16 protein-coding genes, 3 pseudogenes and 1 riboswitch are annotated in these 15,319 nt (G+C 63.6%); of the genes and pseudogenes, 18 read left to right on the top strand and 1 reads right to left on the bottom strand.

Annotation, left to right across the window (positions count from 1 at the left end; genetic code table 11):
• Positions 1–21 precede the first annotated feature (21 nt).
• From XH88_RS16100 to XH88_RS16080, 5 genes and pseudogenes are all read left to right on the top strand, one after another.
• The gene (locus tag XH88_RS16100) at positions 22–1,131 is read left to right on the top strand and encodes an ABC transporter ATP-binding protein (RefSeq protein WP_271669275.1); all 1,110 of its coding nucleotides are present in this window, start codon (positions 22–24) and stop codon (positions 1,129–1,131) included.
• A 49-nt stretch (positions 1,132–1,180) separates the two neighbouring features.
• Positions 1,181–2,230, top strand: a complete 1,050-nt coding sequence (locus tag XH88_RS16095; protein ID WP_271669274.1) for an ABC transporter substrate-binding protein — start codon at positions 1,181–1,183, stop codon at positions 2,228–2,230.
• Positions 2,231–2,314: 84 nt separating this feature from the next.
• A complete protein-coding gene (locus tag XH88_RS16090; protein WP_271669273.1) occupies positions 2,315–3,565 on the top strand; it encodes an ABC transporter permease in 1,251 nt (416 codons plus the stop codon).
• On the top strand, positions 3,562–4,389 hold the full coding sequence (locus tag XH88_RS16085; RefSeq protein ID WP_271669272.1) for an ABC transporter permease: 828 nt from the start codon (positions 3,562–3,564) through the stop codon (positions 4,387–4,389). Before XH88_RS16090 ends, XH88_RS16085 begins: the two co-directional genes overlap by 4 nt.
• A gap of 139 nt (positions 4,390–4,528) precedes the next feature.
• A pseudogene (locus XH88_RS16080) lies at positions 4,529–5,035 on the top strand (ABC transporter substrate-binding protein); the annotation flags it as partial.
• A gap of 128 nt (positions 5,036–5,163) precedes the next feature.
• On the opposite strand, the gene XH88_RS16075 reads toward XH88_RS16080, so the two are convergent.
• Positions 5,164–5,691 carry a PRC-barrel domain-containing protein gene (locus XH88_RS16075; protein WP_271669271.1) on the bottom strand — a complete coding sequence of 176 codons (528 nt, stop codon included), beginning with the start codon at positions 5,689–5,691 and terminating at the stop codon, positions 5,164–5,166.
• Positions 5,692–5,894: 203 nt separating this feature from the next.
• Here XH88_RS16075 and XH88_RS16070 point away from each other — a divergent pair.
• The 13 genes and pseudogenes from XH88_RS16070 to XH88_RS16005 all read left to right on the top strand — a co-directional run.
• Positions 5,895–6,164 (top strand): annotated as a pseudogene (locus XH88_RS16070) (ATP-binding protein); the annotation flags it as partial.
• A gap of 441 nt (positions 6,165–6,605) precedes the next feature.
• Positions 6,606–7,148, top strand: coding sequence for a lytic transglycosylase domain-containing protein (locus XH88_RS16060; RefSeq protein WP_271669270.1), 543 nt, complete (start codon positions 6,606–6,608; stop codon positions 7,146–7,148).
• 53 nt (positions 7,149–7,201) lie between these two features.
• Positions 7,202–7,346: riboswitch (TPP riboswitch) on the top strand.
• Positions 7,334–8,344 (top strand): FAD-dependent oxidoreductase, encoded by a 1,011-nt coding sequence (locus tag XH88_RS16055; protein ID WP_271669269.1) that lies wholly within the window; start codon positions 7,334–7,336, stop codon positions 8,342–8,344. Its footprint overlaps the riboswitch before it by 13 nt.
• Complete coding sequence (gene thiS / locus XH88_RS16050; RefSeq protein ID WP_271669268.1) at positions 8,335–8,532, top strand: sulfur carrier protein ThiS; 198 nt, start codon at positions 8,335–8,337, stop codon at positions 8,530–8,532. The genes XH88_RS16055 and thiS overlap by 10 nt, the downstream gene beginning before the upstream one ends.
• Positions 8,533–8,686: 154 nt before the next feature.
• Positions 8,687–9,469, top strand: coding sequence for a thiazole synthase (locus XH88_RS16045; protein ID WP_271669267.1), 783 nt, complete (start codon positions 8,687–8,689; stop codon positions 9,467–9,469).
• On the top strand, positions 9,456–10,064 hold the full coding sequence (locus XH88_RS16040; protein WP_271669266.1) for a thiamine phosphate synthase: 609 nt from the start codon (positions 9,456–9,458) through the stop codon (positions 10,062–10,064). Before XH88_RS16045 ends, XH88_RS16040 begins: the two co-directional genes overlap by 14 nt.
• Positions 10,065–10,234: 170 nt before the next feature.
• Complete coding sequence (gene thiC / locus XH88_RS16035; RefSeq protein ID WP_271669265.1) at positions 10,235–12,133, top strand: phosphomethylpyrimidine synthase ThiC; 1,899 nt, start codon at positions 10,235–10,237, stop codon at positions 12,131–12,133.
• Positions 12,134–12,281: 148 nt separating this feature from the next.
• The gene (locus XH88_RS16030; RefSeq protein WP_271669264.1) at positions 12,282–13,031 is read left to right on the top strand and encodes a hypothetical protein; all 750 of its coding nucleotides are present in this window, start codon (positions 12,282–12,284) and stop codon (positions 13,029–13,031) included.
• A gap of 33 nt (positions 13,032–13,064) precedes the next feature.
• A pseudogene (locus XH88_RS16025) lies at positions 13,065–13,300 on the top strand (uracil-DNA glycosylase family protein); the annotation flags it as partial.
• A 35-nt stretch (positions 13,301–13,335) separates the two neighbouring features.
• Positions 13,336–13,623: a hypothetical protein gene (locus XH88_RS16020; protein WP_271669263.1), complete on the top strand. Its 288-nt coding sequence runs from the start codon at positions 13,336–13,338 to the stop codon at positions 13,621–13,623.
• Positions 13,620–13,913 carry a type II toxin-antitoxin system RelE/ParE family toxin gene (locus tag XH88_RS16015; RefSeq protein ID WP_271669262.1) on the top strand — a complete coding sequence of 98 codons (294 nt, stop codon included), beginning with the start codon at positions 13,620–13,622 and terminating at the stop codon, positions 13,911–13,913. Before XH88_RS16020 ends, XH88_RS16015 begins: the two co-directional genes overlap by 4 nt.
• Positions 13,914–13,936: 23 nt before the next feature.
• On the top strand, positions 13,937–14,443 hold the full coding sequence (locus tag XH88_RS16010; RefSeq protein WP_271669261.1) for a mismatch-specific DNA-glycosylase: 507 nt from the start codon (positions 13,937–13,939) through the stop codon (positions 14,441–14,443).
• Between the two features lie 151 nt (positions 14,444–14,594).
• Entirely contained in the window at positions 14,595–15,242 is a 648-nt protein-coding gene (locus XH88_RS16005) for a glutathione S-transferase family protein (protein ID WP_271669260.1), read from the top strand.
• Positions 15,243–15,319 lie beyond the last annotated feature (77 nt).

Here is a 15,319-nt window from a genome sequence, read left to right as displayed (position 1 = left end):
AGGGGACACAGCGAGGACAACATGGAAGCCGGCATGGTCACGCCTGCGCCGGCGCTGGTGCGTTTTTCCGGCATTCAGAAGACCTACGATGGCGAGCACCTCGTCGTGAAGAATCTCGACCTCGACATCAGGAAGGGCGAGTTCGTCACCCTGCTCGGCCCGTCGGGCTCGGGCAAGACGACCACGCTGATGATGCTGGCCGGCTTCGAGGTTCCAACCCAGGGCGAAATCTACCTCGCGGACCGGCCGATCAAGAACATGCCGCCGCACAGGCGCGATATCGGCATGGTGTTCCAGAACTACGCCCTGTTTCCGCACCTGACGATCGAGGAGAACGTCGCCTTCCCGCTGTCCGTTCGCAAGACGGGCAAGGCGGAAACGCAGGAGCGCGTCAAAGCGGCGCTGCGGATGATCAAGATGGAGACCCTGGCGCAGCGGCGGCCCGGGCAGCTGTCCGGCGGTCAGCAGCAGCGTGTGGCACTGGCCCGCGCACTGGTCTTCAACCCGCAGCTCGTGCTGATGGATGAGCCGCTCGGCGCCCTGGACAAGCGCCTGCGCGAGCAGATGCAGCTGGAGATCAAGCAACTGCACGAGACGATGGGCATCACCATCGTCTATGTCACCCACGACCAGAGCGAAGCGCTCACCATGTCGGACCGCATCGCCGTGTTCAACGACGGCGTCGTGCAGCAGATCGACAGGCCCGACGCGCTGTACGAGCGCCCAGTGAACAGCTTCGTCGCCAATTTCGTCGGCGAGAACAACGTGCTCTCGGGCACCGTGGAGACAGTCGACAAGGACTATTGCCGCGTTGCGCTGGCGGCCGGCGGCACCGTTATGGCCCGTGCGGTCAACATCGCAGGCGCGGGCGCTGCGACCTCCCTGTCGGTCCGGCCGGAGCGCATCGCCATTGCCCCCGACGGCGCCTCCAGCGACGGCCCGAACCGGCTACCGGCCAAGGTGCAGAGCACGATCTATCTCGGCGATCACGCGCTGGCCGTGCTCGAGGTCTCAGGGAACGCCGAGTTCATGGTCAAGCTTCAGCCTGGAGCGCATGACAGCCTGAAACACGGAGAGAGCGTCTTCATCACCTTTCGCCCCGAGGACTGTCTGGCCCTCGATTCCGTCTGATCCAATCGGTCAACCTCAACGCAACGCATATGAAGAAGGAACTAGGACCATGCTGAAGCGCAACATTGCTTTGGGTTTCGCCGCGGCGTTCAGCGCCAGCGCTGCGCTGGTTACGGTCGCAGAGGCACGTGACCTCACCGTCGTGTCGTGGGGCGGCGCCTACCAGGATGCCCAGAAGAAGGTCTATTTCGAGCCGTTCAAGAAGGCATCCGGCATCGCGATGAACGACGAGTCCTGGGATGGCGGCATCGGCGTGCTGCGCGCCAAGGTGCAGGGTGGCGCCGCCACCTGGGACGTCGTCCAGGTCGAAAGCGATGAGCTCGCGGTCGGCTGCGACGAAGGCCTGTTCGAGAAGATGGATTATTCCAAGATCGGCGGCGAAGGCGCTTATATCCCGCCGTCGGTCAATCCCTGCGGCGTCGGCGCCATCCTCTACGATTTCGTGCTCGGCTACGACAAGGACAAGCTGAAGGATGCGCCCAAGGGCTGGGCCGACTTCTTCGACACCAAGAAGATTCCGGGCAAGCGCGCCCTGCGTCAGGGCCCGAAGACCACCCTGGAAATTGCGCTGATGGCCGACGGCGTCCCGCCGAAAGACGTTTACAAGGTGCTGGCGACCGACGAAGGCGTCGAGCGCGCGTTCAAGAAGCTCGACACCATCAAGGGCGATATCGTCTGGTGGAAGGCCGGCGCCCAGCCGCCGCAACTGCTCGCCTCCGGCGAGGTGGTGATGACCTCGGTCTACAATGGCCGCATCGACACCGCGAACAAGAACGAGAAGAAGAACTTCGGCATGGTGTGGGACGGCGCGCTCTTCACCCTCGACAGCTGGGTCATCCTGAAGGGGAGCCCGAACAAGGACGCGGCCTACAAGTTCCTGGACTTCGCCGGCAAGGCGGAGAACCAGTCGAAACTGTCAGAGAACATCGCTTACGGCACGTCGAACAAGGACGCCGCCGGCCTGTTGCCGCCCGCCGTTCTGAAGGACCTGCCGACCGCGCCTGACAACATGAAGAACGCGGTCGAGATCAACGTGGCCTTCTGGCTCGAGAACATCGACCGCCTGACAGAGCGCTTCAACAAATGGGCCGCGAAGTAACGCGCGATCAAACCGGCATGCGGCGCAGGCGGAAGGCGAGAGCCCTTCGCCTGTGCCGCGCCCCTTATGTGAAATAGTCACCGCATGACAGCAGTGTCCGAAGCCGAAACCAAGGTGCCGCTGAAGCGCCGCCTGAAGCAGGCGGAGCGCGCACGCCAGCTCAAGGCGATGGCATTGGTGCTGCCATTGCTGCTGTTTTTGCTCTTCACCTTCGCCGGCCCCATCGCCGGCATGCTGTGGCGTGCGGTCGATGATCGCGAGGTTCGGCAGGTTCTGCCGCAAACCATCACCGCCCTCGCCAACTGGGACGGCAAGGATCTGCCGGACGAGACGGCCTACGCGGCGCTGGCAAGCGACCTCCAGGCCGCGCGCGCCGCCGGCACCATCGCCGTCGCAGCCAAGCGGCTCAACTATGCCCTGAACGGTTTTCGCACGATCCTCACCGGCACGGCACGCAATCTGAAGTCCCTGCCGGAGCCCGGCACGGCCAAGGAGACATTGGTCAAGATCAACCGGGCCTGGCGCGATCGAACCACCTGGACGACGATCAGGGATGCCGGAGGTCCGGTGACCGGCTTCTACCTGCTGGCGGCGCTCGACCTCGTCAGGAACGCGGACGGCGCGATCGTCGCGGCCGCGCCGGATCAGGCCATCTACCGCGAAATTTTCGCCCGCACCTTCCTCATCAGCCTCGGTGTCACGGCACTGTGCCTGATCCTGGGTTTTCCGGTCGCCTATTTGCTCGCGGCGCTGCCGCCCGGACGGTCGAACCTGTTGATGATCTTCGTGCTGCTGCCGTTCTGGACCTCGCTGCTGGTCCGCACCTGCGCCTGGATCGTGCTGCTGCAGAGCAAGGGCGTGGTGAATGACAGCCTGCACTGGCTCGGCATCATCGACGAGCCGCTGCGCTTGATCTACAACCGCTTCGGCGTCTGCGTGGCCATGACCCACGTGCTGCTGCCCTTCATGATCTTGCCGCTGTACAGCAGCATGAAGGCGATCTCGCCGGCCTATATGCGCGCCGCCGCCTCACTCGGTGCCCCGCCTCTCACCGCCTTCCTGCGCATCTATTTGCCGCAAACCCTGCCCGGCATCGGCGCGGGAAGCCTGCTCGTCTTTATCCTCGCGCTCGGCTACTACATCACGCCGGCCCTGGTCGGCGGTGCCGCCGACCAGATGATCAGCTACTTCATCGCGCTCTACACCACCGAGACAGCCAATTGGGGCCTCGCCTCGGCACTCGGGGCCGTGCTGCTGCTCGCCACCGTTCTGCTCGCCCTCGTCTACGGCAAGCTGGTGCAGGGCCAGCAGGTCACGGGAGGGATGAAGAATTGAGCGACAGCCCTTCCCTTCGCACGCCGAGCCAGCGTATCGCCTGGACCACGACCATCCTCGTCTCCATACTCGTGTTCATCTTCCTGATCGCGCCCATCCTTGCGATCATGCCGCTGTCCTTCAGCTCGGGCTCGTACCTCACCTATCCGCTGCCCGGCCTTTCTTTGCGCTGGTACGGCGACTTCTTCAATTCGCCGCGCTGGATGAACTCGCTGAAGAACAGCATGATCATCGGCGTCGCTTCGACGGCGTTGTCGATGGTGCTTGGCACGCTCGCCGCGCTGGGCCTGGCGCAATGGAAGAGCCGGTTCAAACCACTCGTGCTGGCTTTCGTGCTGTCGCCGGTGGTCGTGCCCGGCGTCATCACCGCGGTTGGCCTGTATTTCTTCTTCGCACCGATCGGATTGACGGGCAGCTATCTCGGCCTGATCCTGGCTCACACCGCGCTCGCAACGCCCTTTGTCGTCATCACGGTCGGCGCGACGCTGCAAAGCTTCGACACCAACCTCGCGCGCGCCGCCGCCTCGCTCGGCGCTTCGCCGCTGGAGGCGTTCCGCCGCGTGATCCTGCCGCTGATCCTGCCCGGAATTGCATCGGGCGCACTGTTCGCCTTCGCGACCAGCTTCGACGAGGTGGTGATCGTGCTGTTCATGGCAGGTCCCGAGCAGCGCACTTTACCGCGCGAGATGTTCAGCGGCATTCGCGAGAACATCAGCCCGACCATCACGGCCGCTGCGGTGATTTTGACGACCGTTTCGGTGATCCTCCTCGCCACCCTGGAAGGCCTGCGCCGACGCAACGAACGCCTGAAGGGTGGCGGCTGAGCGCGGCGCTCTTCTTTCTTTCCCGCTGCCTTCCCCTTCTGATTTTGCATTCCGCTATGACGGGGATCGCTTAGCTGCGACTGCGGATAGTCGTTAATACTCTCCCCGCAACAAAGCCCAAACAACAATACACAGGGAGAACGCGCTGAAACAGGCGGCCGAGTTCGGCATCGCGCAAGGCGGCCAGAAGATGATCGCGCTGCTCATGGAAATCACCGACGTCCACTCGCTCGGCATCAAGGCAACACAGGGCCTGATCATCACCGACGCGTTCTATTGGGATGCAAACGACGGGACCCGCGCCTTCTCCAAGCGCTTCAACGAGAAGGTCGGCCACATGCCGACCATGATCCAGGCCGGCCTCTATTCGGCGACCATGCACTATCTGAAGGCGATCGAGGCCATCAAGACCGACGAAGCGCCGAAGGTGATGGAGCAGATGCGCAAGACGCCGGTGAATGACTTCTTCGCCAAGAACGGCAAGATCCGCATCGACGGGCGCATGGTCCACGACATGAATCTGTACGAGGTGAAGAAGCCGGAAGAATCCAAGGGCGAGTGGGACCTCTACAAGCTGATTGCCTCCGTGCCCGGCGACGAAGCCTTCCGCCCGCTGGACAAGGGCGGCTGCCCGCTGGTGAAGTGAGGCTCGCTCTATCCTCCGTCATTGCGGGCGCGGCGAAGCAATCCAGGCTCCTTCGCAATGACAACAGACACGACGGCGCGCCCGGTGAAATCCGGGCGCGCTTCGCTTAGGCACTCACGCGATCCGCATTACTCCGAGTACTTGAACTCGGGCATGTTCTTCAGCTGATCCTTGGTCGCATTGAACACGGCGTGATCGGGATACCATTTCGACGAGGACGAACTGGTCGCCGTCTTGTCGGTGCCGGTCGCAGCGCCGGTTGTCGTGGTCGCGGCCGGCTTGGCGTTCGGATTTGCCGGGTTCGTGGTGGTATAGGCGACGGCTTCGTTGACGAATTTAAGCTTCTCATACGGCACGGCGACGAGATGCTCGCCCATGCCCAGGAAGCCGCCGACGCCAATCACAGCGATCTTCACGGCGCCGCTCTTGTCCATCAGCAGGTCGTTGATCGAGCCGATGTTCTCGTTGGCCTCGTTGTAAACCTTCACGCCCGCCATCTTCGAGGCGCGCCATTCGCCCGATGCACTCGTGGTCGACGTCGTTGCAGCGGCCGCCGGCGGAGTCTTGTCGGTGGTGGCTGTCGGATTCTGCGCAAACGCAACGGTCGCAAGCAGAGCCGTGCCGGCGAGGCCGGCGGCGATCGATTTCATCAACATTGTTGTCCTCTCCTTCAGCAGAAATCTCGTGCGGAAAGAACCATTACGAACACTCGCGGTTCCTAGCGTGCGGCAATTTCGTTGCCCCATTGCGGCGCTGCGGTGCGACGAAGGTTCCTGCCAGGAACGAGCGAGATGCAACGTCTCTCGCCGGCGATCATGCGGCCTGGCATGAAGCAGATCGCGGCGAGGAACGCGCCGGCCTGATGTCGCTTCAGTTCGGCGACATGGGCCATGTCGTGCACTATGAAGGACCGCTATCTGCGACCGCGGCCGCGCGCCCCGACGACCTGCATCGCGGCGTCACCAACCTGGTCGAGAACGCGGTGCGCTTCGGCGCCGAGGTGACGATCCGGCTCGACGTACCAGGCACGACACTCGTCATCGACGTCGAGGATGACGGCCCCGGCATTTCGGATGCGCGCAAGCAGGAGATGCTGGAGCCGTTGGTGCGCGGCGACGATGCCCGCACCCGCCTGACCTTCGCCTCAGGCTGCGAGCGGCGGATGCTCGACGGCGCGCTCGTCGAAGACCGCGATCGCCTCGAAACAATAGCCGCAAGCCTGGCACTTCCAGAGATAGGAAACGCGTCCCTCGCCCGGCTCGATCCAGTCCGGGAACGGGATCGGTGTCCCGCATTGTGCACACGGATTCTGCGTGGGGATGTCGCCGATGTCTGCGCGGGTCATGGACGTCCTCCCGAATGCTGCTGGTGCGATTTTTGGGCGAATGCACGAAGGGACAGACCTGCTGTCGCGTAAGGCGCTCCGCCAGCCCCAGAGTTAACCCATGTTTGAGTCGTAAAAGCGACGGCTTGGCGAAAATCGCCGGTGGCGGCGTTTCGCCACATCATCGCCGTGTTCCCACGGCCTAACGCGCACGAGGGCAGGTCAGTTCTGCCGAGGAATATTTCGATGAAAACTTTGGGCATTGCCGTTCTCGCTGCGGCCGGACTGATGTCATCGCAGGCCGCATTCGCGGGCCAGGCCGAATTTGCCGAGATGGTCGCGATGCATGCGCGCGCCAACGGCGTGCCGGAAGCGCTGGTGCATCGCGTCATCATGCGCGAGAGCCGTTATCAGCCGGGTCTCGTCGGCCATGGCGGCACGATCGGGCTGATGCAGATCAAGCTCGCGACCGCCCGCGGCCTCGGCTACACCGGCGATGCCGCCGGCCTGCGCGACCCCAACACCAACCTCACCTATGCGGTCAAATACCTCGCCGGCGCCTATCACGCCGCCAATGGCGACCACGACCGAGCCGTGCGTTATTTCGCGGGCGGCTATTACTACGCTGCAAAGCTGCAGCGCCAGCAGCAGCAGCGCGCGATGATCCAGCAAGCCAGCAATGAGCTTTGGCTGGAGCCGAACGGCAATCCGCAGCCGATGTTCGGCACGGCGCCGCACCGCAAGCTGGCCCAGCGCGTCCGCAACGCGCGGGCGCAGGCGTCCAACTAGTCCCCTGTTCCAGCCAAACGCGTTGACCACCCCGCCCTACTCGCCTACATTGGCACCGTTCCGAGGGGTGCTCCGAGGAGGAGCTGAGATACCGCTAAATGGGCAAGCCTGCACTTCAGCAAGCCGGCCCAAGACCGCGGTGACCCTTTGAACCTGATCCGGGTCATGCCGGCGAAGGGACAGGGATGTTGCAGACGACCAAACGACCGGGATCACCGGTATCCATCATCGGCGCAGGCATTGCAGGCGCATGGCAGGCGCTGTTGTTCGCGCAGGCCGGCCACGCCGTGACACTACACGAGCGCGGTGACGCCACCATGACCGATGCCACCAGCCACTGGGCCGGCGGCATGCTCGCGCCCTATTGCGAGGCGGAGGTCGCCGAACCCATCATCTCCAGGCTCGGCCTGCGCTCGCTCGATATCTGGCGGCGCGAGCTGCCCGATACGCCCTTCAACGGCTCGCTGGTCGTGGCCCATCCGCGCGAGCGCAACGACTTCGAGCGGTTTGCGCGCATGACCGAGGAGCACCGCCGGCTCGACGCCGCCGGTCTCGCCGAGCTCGAGCCGTCGCTGGAGGGGCGTTTCCGCGATGCGCTGTTCTTCCCGAACGAAGGCCATGTCGAGCCGCGCCGCGTGCTGCCGAAGCTGCATGAGCGCATCAAAGCTGCCGGCGGCACCATCAAGTTCAACAGCGACATCGCGAAAGAGGATCTCGACGGCATCGTGATCGACTGCCGTGGCCTCGCTGCGCGCGACGAGCAGCCGGACTTGCGCGGCGTCAAGGGCGAGATGATCCTGATCGAGACGAGCGAGGTGCAGCTTGCGCGCCCGGTGCGGCTGATCCATCCGCGCTGGCCGCTCTACGTGATCCCGCGCGAGGACAATCTGTTCATGCTGGGCGCGACCTCGATCGAGGCCGAGGACACCGGCGTCAGCGTGCGCTCGGCGCTGGAGCTGCTGGGTGCGGCCTACACGGTGCATCCGGCGTTCGGCGAAGCCCGCATCGTCGAGTTCGGCTCCGGGCTGCGCCCCGCCTTTCCGGACAATCTGCCGCGCATCGGCGTCCGCGGCGGCAAGATCAGCATCAACGGGCTCTACCGCCACGGCTTCCTGATCGCGCCGGCACTGGCCGAGCTGACGCTCAATTACGTCGAGCGCGGTCAGATCGACAACGAGGTGATGCAATGCTTGTGATCGTCAATGGCGAGCAGCGCGAGGTGAGCTCGGCCAGCGTCGATGCGCTGCTCTCCGAGCTCGATTACGAGGGCACCCATTTCGCGATCGCGCTCAATTACGACGTCGTGCCGAAGAGCCGCTGGGCAGAAACCCACCTCAAGGCCGGCGACGAGATCGAGATCATCACGCCGCGGCAGGGAGGGTGATGGTGATGCTCTCGGCAAACACTCCGCTGTCATCGCCCGGCTTGACCGGGCGATCCAGTACGCCGCGGCTCCTCCGTATCACGGCACGGCCTCTGGAATACCGGATCCCCGCTTTCGCGGGGATGACAGGGCCAACTCAGGAGACACCTCCAACATGGTGACCTTCTACGGCAAGACCTTTTCCTCCCGCCTCCTGATCGGCAGCGCGCTCTATCCATCGCCCGCGATCATGCAGGCGGCGATCCGCGCCTCCGGCGCGAACATCGTCACCGTGTCGCTGCGGCGCGAATCCGCCGGCGGCAAGACCGGGGACGCATTCTGGAAGCTGATCCGCGAGCTCGACGTATCGGTGCTGCCGAACACCGCGGGTTGCCGCAGCATGCGCGAGGCCGTGACCACGGCCAAGCTCGCGCGCGAATTGTTCGGCACGTCCTGGATCAAGCTCGAGGTCATCGCCGACAACGACACGCTGCAGCCCGACGTGGTCGGCCTGGTCGAAGCCGCCACCGTCCTGATCAAGGACGGCTTTGAGGTGTTCCCCTATTGCACCGAAGACCTCTCGGTCGCGAACCGCCTGGTCGATGCCGGCTGCAAGGTGGTGATGCCGTGGGCCGCGCCGATCGGCAGCGCGAAGGGCATCATCAACCGCGACGCACTGAAGCTCTTGCGCGAGCGGCTGCCCGACATCACGCTGGTGGTCGACGCCGGCCTGGGCGCGCCCTCGCATGCCGCCGAAGCGCTCGAACTCGGCTATGACGCCGTGCTGCTCAACACCGCGATCGCCAAGGCTGCCGATCCGGTCGCGATGGCTAACGCCTTCCGCCTCGGCTGTGAGGCCGGCCGCACTGCATACGAGGCCGGGCTGATGAACGCCCGCGACTTCGCCTCCCCCTCCACCCCTGTCGTTGGGACCCCGTTCTGGCATGCCGTTTCCTGATCACTTCTATCCCGTCGTCGACAGCCTCCAATGGGTCGAACGCCTGACCAAGCTCGGCGTCGGCACCATCCAGCTGCGCGCGAAAGAGCTGAACGACGCCGAGGCGCTCCAGATCGTCACCGACGCGCTGGCGATCACCAAGGACACGCAAGCCAAGCTGATCGTGAACGACTATTGGCGCGCCGCGATCGTCGCCGGCGCGAAGTATCTGCATCTCGGCCAGGAGGATCTGGCGGAGGCGGACCTGAAGGCGATCCGCGAGGCGGGCCTGCTCCTCGGCATCTCCACCCATGATGATGCAGAGCTCGAAACCGCGCTCAAAGCCATGCCCGATTACGTCGCGCTCGGTCCGATCTTCTTCACCACGCTGAAATCGATGCGCTTCGAACCGCAGGGCATTCCGAAGATCACGGAATGGAAGAAGCGCATCGGCAACATCCCGCTGGTCGCAATCGGCGGCATCAAGTTCGAGCACGCCGCGGAGATCTTTGCCGCGGGCGCGGATTCGATCGCGGTGGTTTCCGATGTTACCCAAAACGCCGACCCGGATGCCCGCGTGCGGCAATGGCTCGGCCAGACAGCGGAGGTTGCATGATGCATGTCCCGCTCTCACCACTCGTCATTGCGGGGAGCCCTTGCGACGAAGCAATCCAGACTGCCTCCGCAGAGAGATTCTGGATTGCTTCGCTGCGCTCGCAATGACGGAGCAAGAATTCACCGCCGTCGCTCAAACGCACGCACAGCAGAATTAAACCGGAGGATTCCATGAACATCCGCTCCAACCCCGACAAGACCGTCCCCGCCGTCACCACCGGCCCCCTTCCCTCCTCGCGAAAGATCTTCGCGTGCCCCGACGCCGCGCCGGACATCCGCGTGCCGCTGCGTGAGATCATCCTCTCCGAAGGCGCGGGCGAACCGAACCTGCCGGTCTACGACACCTCGGGCCCCTACACCGATCCGTCCGTGACCATCGACGTCAACGCCGGCCTCCCGCGCAACCGCAAGCAATGGGTGCTGGAGCGCGGCGGCGTCGAGGAATATGAGGGCCGGCAGATCAAGCCGGAGGACAACGGCAGCGTCTCCACCGATAACGCCGCGCGCGCCTTCTCGGCCTATCACAAGCCGCTGCGCGGCCTCGACGGCCACAAGATCACGCAGCTTGAGTTCGCCCGCGCCGGCATCATCACCAAGGAGATGATCTACGTCGCGGAGCGCGAGAATCTTGGCCGAAAGGCACAGCTCGAGCGTGCGGAAGCAGCCCTTGCCGACGGCGAAAGTTTTGGCGCCTCGGTGCCCGCCTTCATCACGCCGGAGTTCGTCCGCGACGAGATCGCGCGTGGCCGCGCCATCATCCCGTCGAACATCAACCACTCCGAGCTCGAGCCGATGATCATCGGCCGCAACTTCCTGACCAAGATCAACGCCAATATCGGCAACTCGGCAGTGACCTCCTCGGTCGAGGAAGAGGTCGAGAAGATGGTGTGGGCGATCCGCTGGGGCGCCGACACCGTGATGGACCTCTCCACGGGCCGCAACATCCACACCACCCGCGAATGGATTTTGCGCAACGCGCCGGTGCCGATCGGCACGGTGCCGATCTACCAGGCGCTGGAGAAGTGCAACGGCGATCCCGTCAAGCTGACCTGGGAGCTCTACAAGGACACGCTGATCGAGCAGTGCGAGCAGGGCGTCGACTATTTCACCATCCACGCCGGCGTGCGCCTGCAATACATCCACCTCACCGCAAACCGCGTCACTGGCATCGTCTCGCGCGGCGGCTCGATCATGGCGAAGTGGTGCCTGGCGCATCACAAGGAGAGCTTCCTCTACACGCATTTCGACGAGATCTGCGACCTCATGCGCAAGTATGACGTCTCGTTCTCGCTCGGCGACGGCCTGCGTCCAGGCTCGATCGCGGACGCCAACGACCGCGCACAATTTGCCGAACTCGAAACGCTCGGCGAGCTGACGAAGATCGCGTGGGACAAGGGCTGCCAGGTCATGATCGAAGGCCCCGGCCACGTGCCGATGCACAAGATCAAGATCAACATGGACAAGCAGCTCAAGGAATGCGGCGAGGCGCCGTTCTACACGCTTGGACCGCTGACCACCGACATCGCGCCGGGTTATGACCACATCACCTCGGGCATCGGCGCGGCCATGATCGGCTGGTTCGGCTGCGCAATGCTCTGCTACGTCACGCCGAAGGAGCACTTAGGCCTGCCCGACCGTAACGACGTCAAGACCGGCGTCATCACCTACAAGATCGCCGCCCACGCCGCCGACCTCGCCAAGGGCCACCCCGCCGCGCAGTTGCGCGACGACGCCCTCTCCCGCGCGCGGTTCGAATTCCGCTGGACCGACCAGTTCAACCTCGGCCTCGATCCGGACACCGCAAAGAGCTTCCACGACGAGACCCTGCCCAAGGAAGCCCACAAGGTCGCCCATTTCTGCTCGATGTGCGGCCCAAAGTTCTGCTCGATGAAGATCACGCAGGACGTGCGGGATTACGCGGCGACGCTGAATGATCCGAACTCGGTGGGCATGTCGATGCAGGGCACGGCCGAAGACGGCATGGCCAGGATGAGCGCGAAGTTCAAGGAGATGGGATCAAGCGTTTATCTGGATGCGGAGAAGGTGAAGGAGAGTAATCGGGTGCTGTGAGCGCTTTGCTCGTATTGCCCGGGCTTTCCCCGGCATTCGTTGAACAAGGCCGGGCAAAAAGCCCGGCCTTTCTTGTTTATCTCTCGAAATTTTTCGCTACCTTTGGTAGAGTACTCTCCAACGAATTTCAGAACACCTTTGGTCTGTCATGGAAGACTATTCCAAACTTCTAAAAGCTATTGCTGCTTTTATTGGGGCTTTTGCTTGGCCCGTGACAATCTTGGCAATCGTCTCATTCTTCCGCAGTGAACTGAAAGCCACACTAGGAACGCTTCCTTTGCTCCTGGACAGAGTGAGGAAAGCGACGATTTCAGGCGTCGCCCTTGAACTCGATCGCATCGCAGACGCGGAAACAGACAAAGACAAGGGCAACAAGATAACGCCGGGGCAAATCGAAGCTGCCACACGAATTTCGGTACAAGCGAAGGGGATTGGTCAAGACGATCTGGCTCACGAACTCGATAGACTCTGCCTGGAGTACGATTCGCTAAGGCTCGCCCTACCATCCGGAGTCGAACGGACACGAGCAATGACTCGAGTCGTAGTAAAAATGCGATCTCTTGCACCCAGCGCGAAGGGATTTATCGACGTGTACAAAGGTTCTGGATCGCCGGGAAGCCGGCTTGCTGCTATCGCGATGATGCAAATGGTGCCAAGCGTGGCAGACCTCGATTGGTTGGCAGCACGCTTTGAAGTCGAGCAGCAGCCGTTTCTCCTATATCATGCTTCGTTAGCTCTGCAGAACGCCGCGAATGTCAGCAATACAATCGAACAGAAAGCTCACCTGCGACAGGTCGCGGAAAAAGCTTTAGCTCAGGTCAAAGACTTCCGAGGAGCGCCTGATCAGGGGACGATTGAAGTCTTAGAGATGCTGCTGTCCAGTCTTCCCAAACAATAGGTCTCGTTTCAGCATCTATCCCACGGACACCATTTGTCTCCTGTTGTGCTCCACCGCCTCCCCGACCAGCTCCGCGAAAACCTCCGCCTCGTCTTCGTTGGCACCGCCGCCTCGACGCGCTCGGCTAAGCTCGGGCATTACTACGCGCATCCCAGCAGCCGGTTCTGGCGCGTGATCCATGAGGCCGGGATCACGCCGCGGCGCTATCAGCCGGGCGAGTTTACATCGCGCTCGGGATCGGCTGCACCGATCTCTCCAAATCGGGCGCCTCGACAAAATCCTCCTCCGCGCCTATCCTGATGACATGAACATCGTCCGCCGCACGCTGGAGATCGACGCCGACACGGACGCGCGTTTGCGCGAGATGGCGGACGAGCGCGGGCAGGATGTTGCCGCCGTCCTCGCCGAAGCCGTGGCTCTGCTCGATTCCGTGGTCGATATCGCCGGCCCCGACATCGCCGAGGATCGCCGGCGGCTGGATGACTTCCGCAAGAGCCGCGCCGCCGTGCCGCTCGACGAGGTGAAGGACTGGGTCGCGAGCTGGGGGTCGCCGAAGGAACTGCCGCGGCCGGTGGCGCGCAGGATCGGATGATCCTGCTTTCGCCCGACGCCGTCGAGGACGTCGAACGATTGCGTCGGTTTCTCGATCAACACAGCCCGGCGGCCGCGCAACGCGCGCTCGCATCGATCTGGCGGGCGATCGAACGGTTGGAAGAGTTTCCCAATCTTGGCATGCAGACCGAAGATGCCGAGCTTCGCCAGATCGTGGTTCGCTTTGGCGCCTCCGGCTACATCGTGCGGTATGCCGTGTTGGCGCAAGCGCGGGACATTCTGATTACGCGGATATGGCACGGCCGCGAAGTTCGCAAGACGGACGAGTGAGCGTAGCCAGAGAGACGATTGACTTGCTTGAAACCCACCGCCTCCCCGACCAGCTCCGCGAAAACCTCCGCCTCGTCTTCGTCGGCACCGCCGCCTCGACGCGGTCGGCCGAGCTCGGGCATTACTACGCCCATCCCGGCAACCGCTTCTGGCGCGCGATCCATGAGGCCGGGATCACGCCGCGGCGCTATCAGCCTGAAGAGTTCGCGGCCCTGATGGAGCTCGGGATCGGCTTCACCGATCTCTCCAAGTCTGACGCTGGGATGGATCACCAGATCGCGGCTGCAACAATCGACGTGCCGGGCTTCAGGGCCAAGATCGAAAAATACCGGCCGCGGACGATTGCGCTCACGAGCAAGAAGGCGGCGAGCTTGTTTTATGGCCGGCCGTCAGCTGCGATTTCGCTGGGGCGGCAGGCGCGTGATGAGAGCTTGCCGGAGATTTTCGTGCTGCCATCGCCATCCGGTGCTGCGTCCGGGCATTGGACGTTAGAGCCGTGGCGGGAACTGGCGAGGTGGATGGGTTCGTAGGGTGGGTTAGCGTAGCGTGACCCACCACTTTGGCTTCCGCGGCGGGAGAAGTGGTGGGTTACGCCTTCGGCTAACCCACCCTACGGCACTGTCGGAATTCGCTCCGCTCGTTCGTCCTAGGTGCAGAGTTACTTCCACCCCGGAGCCCACCATGCCCACCATCACCGCCTTCGAAAGCTCCCCCGACCGCGGCCGGGGACAGGCGCGGGACATGCGGGTGCGCTGGGCGCTGGAGGAGGTCGGCCAACCCTACGACGTTCGCCTGCTCTCGTTCGCGGCCATGAAGCAGCCGCCGCATCTGGCGCTGCATCCGTTCGGGCAGATCCCGACCTATGAGGACGGCGATCTCGCGCTGTTCGAGACCGGCGCGATCGTGTTCCATATCGCCGAGCGCCATGACGGGCTGCTGCCGAAGGACGCGAATGCGAGGTGTCGCGCGATCGCCTGGATGTTTGCCTCACTCAACACGATCGAGCCGCCGATCGTCGAGCTCGGCATGGCGACGCTGCTCGAACGCGGCGAGAGCTGGTATGAGGCGCGGCTGCCGATCCTGAGGAATCGCCTCGGTAACAGGCTCGACGAATTGTCCCGCCACCTCGGCGGCGCCGACTGGCTCGACGGCGCCTTCAGCGCCGGCGATCTCCTGATGGTGACGGCGCTGCGCCGGCTGAATGCATCGCGTATCCTCGAGGGCTATCCGACCTTGTCGTCCTACGTCGCCCGCGGCGAAGCACGCCCGGCATTTCGCCGCGCGTTCGATGCGCAGCTCGCGGTATTCACGGCGGCATCAAGCGGCTAGGCACAGTGCCGTAGGGCGGGCAAAGGCGCGTCAGCGCCGTGCCTCCGTTATGGAAAGGGATCGTGGGCACGCTTGGC

It is taken from the genome of Bradyrhizobium sp. CCBAU 51627, assembly GCF_028128765.1.
In the GTDB taxonomy this organism is placed as follows: Bacteria; Pseudomonadota; Alphaproteobacteria; order Rhizobiales; family Xanthobacteraceae; genus Bradyrhizobium.
Note: the sequence above shows the minus strand (reverse complement) of the source record. Positions and strands in the feature narration are given on the sequence as shown.

Bases quoted from the DNA above. Each gene is read 5' to 3' on its own strand.
- XH88_RS16100 (WP_271669275.1), top strand. From the start codon at position 22: ATGGAAGCCGGCATGGTCACGCCTGCGCCGGCGCTGGTGCGTTTTTCC.
- XH88_RS16095 (WP_271669274.1), top strand. From the start codon at position 1,181: ATGCTGAAGCGCAACATTGCTTTGGGTTTCGCCGCGGCGTTCAGCGCC.
- XH88_RS16090 (WP_271669273.1), top strand. From the start codon at position 2,315: ATGACAGCAGTGTCCGAAGCCGAAACCAAGGTGCCGCTGAAGCGCCGC.
- XH88_RS16075 (WP_271669271.1), bottom strand. From the start codon at position 5,691: ATGTTGATGAAATCGATCGCCGCCGGCCTCGCCGGCACGGCTCTGCTT.
- XH88_RS16060 (WP_271669270.1), top strand. From the start codon at position 6,606: ATGAAAACTTTGGGCATTGCCGTTCTCGCTGCGGCCGGACTGATGTCA.
- XH88_RS16055 (WP_271669269.1), top strand. From the start codon at position 7,334: ATGTTGCAGACGACCAAACGACCGGGATCACCGGTATCCATCATCGGC.
- thiS (WP_271669268.1), top strand. From the start codon at position 8,335: ATGCTTGTGATCGTCAATGGCGAGCAGCGCGAGGTGAGCTCGGCCAGC.
- XH88_RS16045 (WP_271669267.1), top strand. From the start codon at position 8,687: ATGGTGACCTTCTACGGCAAGACCTTTTCCTCCCGCCTCCTGATCGGC.
- XH88_RS16040 (WP_271669266.1), top strand. From the start codon at position 9,456: ATGCCGTTTCCTGATCACTTCTATCCCGTCGTCGACAGCCTCCAATGG.
- thiC (WP_271669265.1), top strand. From the start codon at position 10,235: ATGAACATCCGCTCCAACCCCGACAAGACCGTCCCCGCCGTCACCACC.
- XH88_RS16030 (WP_271669264.1), top strand. From the start codon at position 12,282: ATGGAAGACTATTCCAAACTTCTAAAAGCTATTGCTGCTTTTATTGGG.
- XH88_RS16020 (WP_271669263.1), top strand. From the start codon at position 13,336: ATGAACATCGTCCGCCGCACGCTGGAGATCGACGCCGACACGGACGCG.
- XH88_RS16015 (WP_271669262.1), top strand. From the start codon at position 13,620: ATGATCCTGCTTTCGCCCGACGCCGTCGAGGACGTCGAACGATTGCGT.
- XH88_RS16005 (WP_271669260.1), top strand. From the start codon at position 14,595: ATGCCCACCATCACCGCCTTCGAAAGCTCCCCCGACCGCGGCCGGGGA.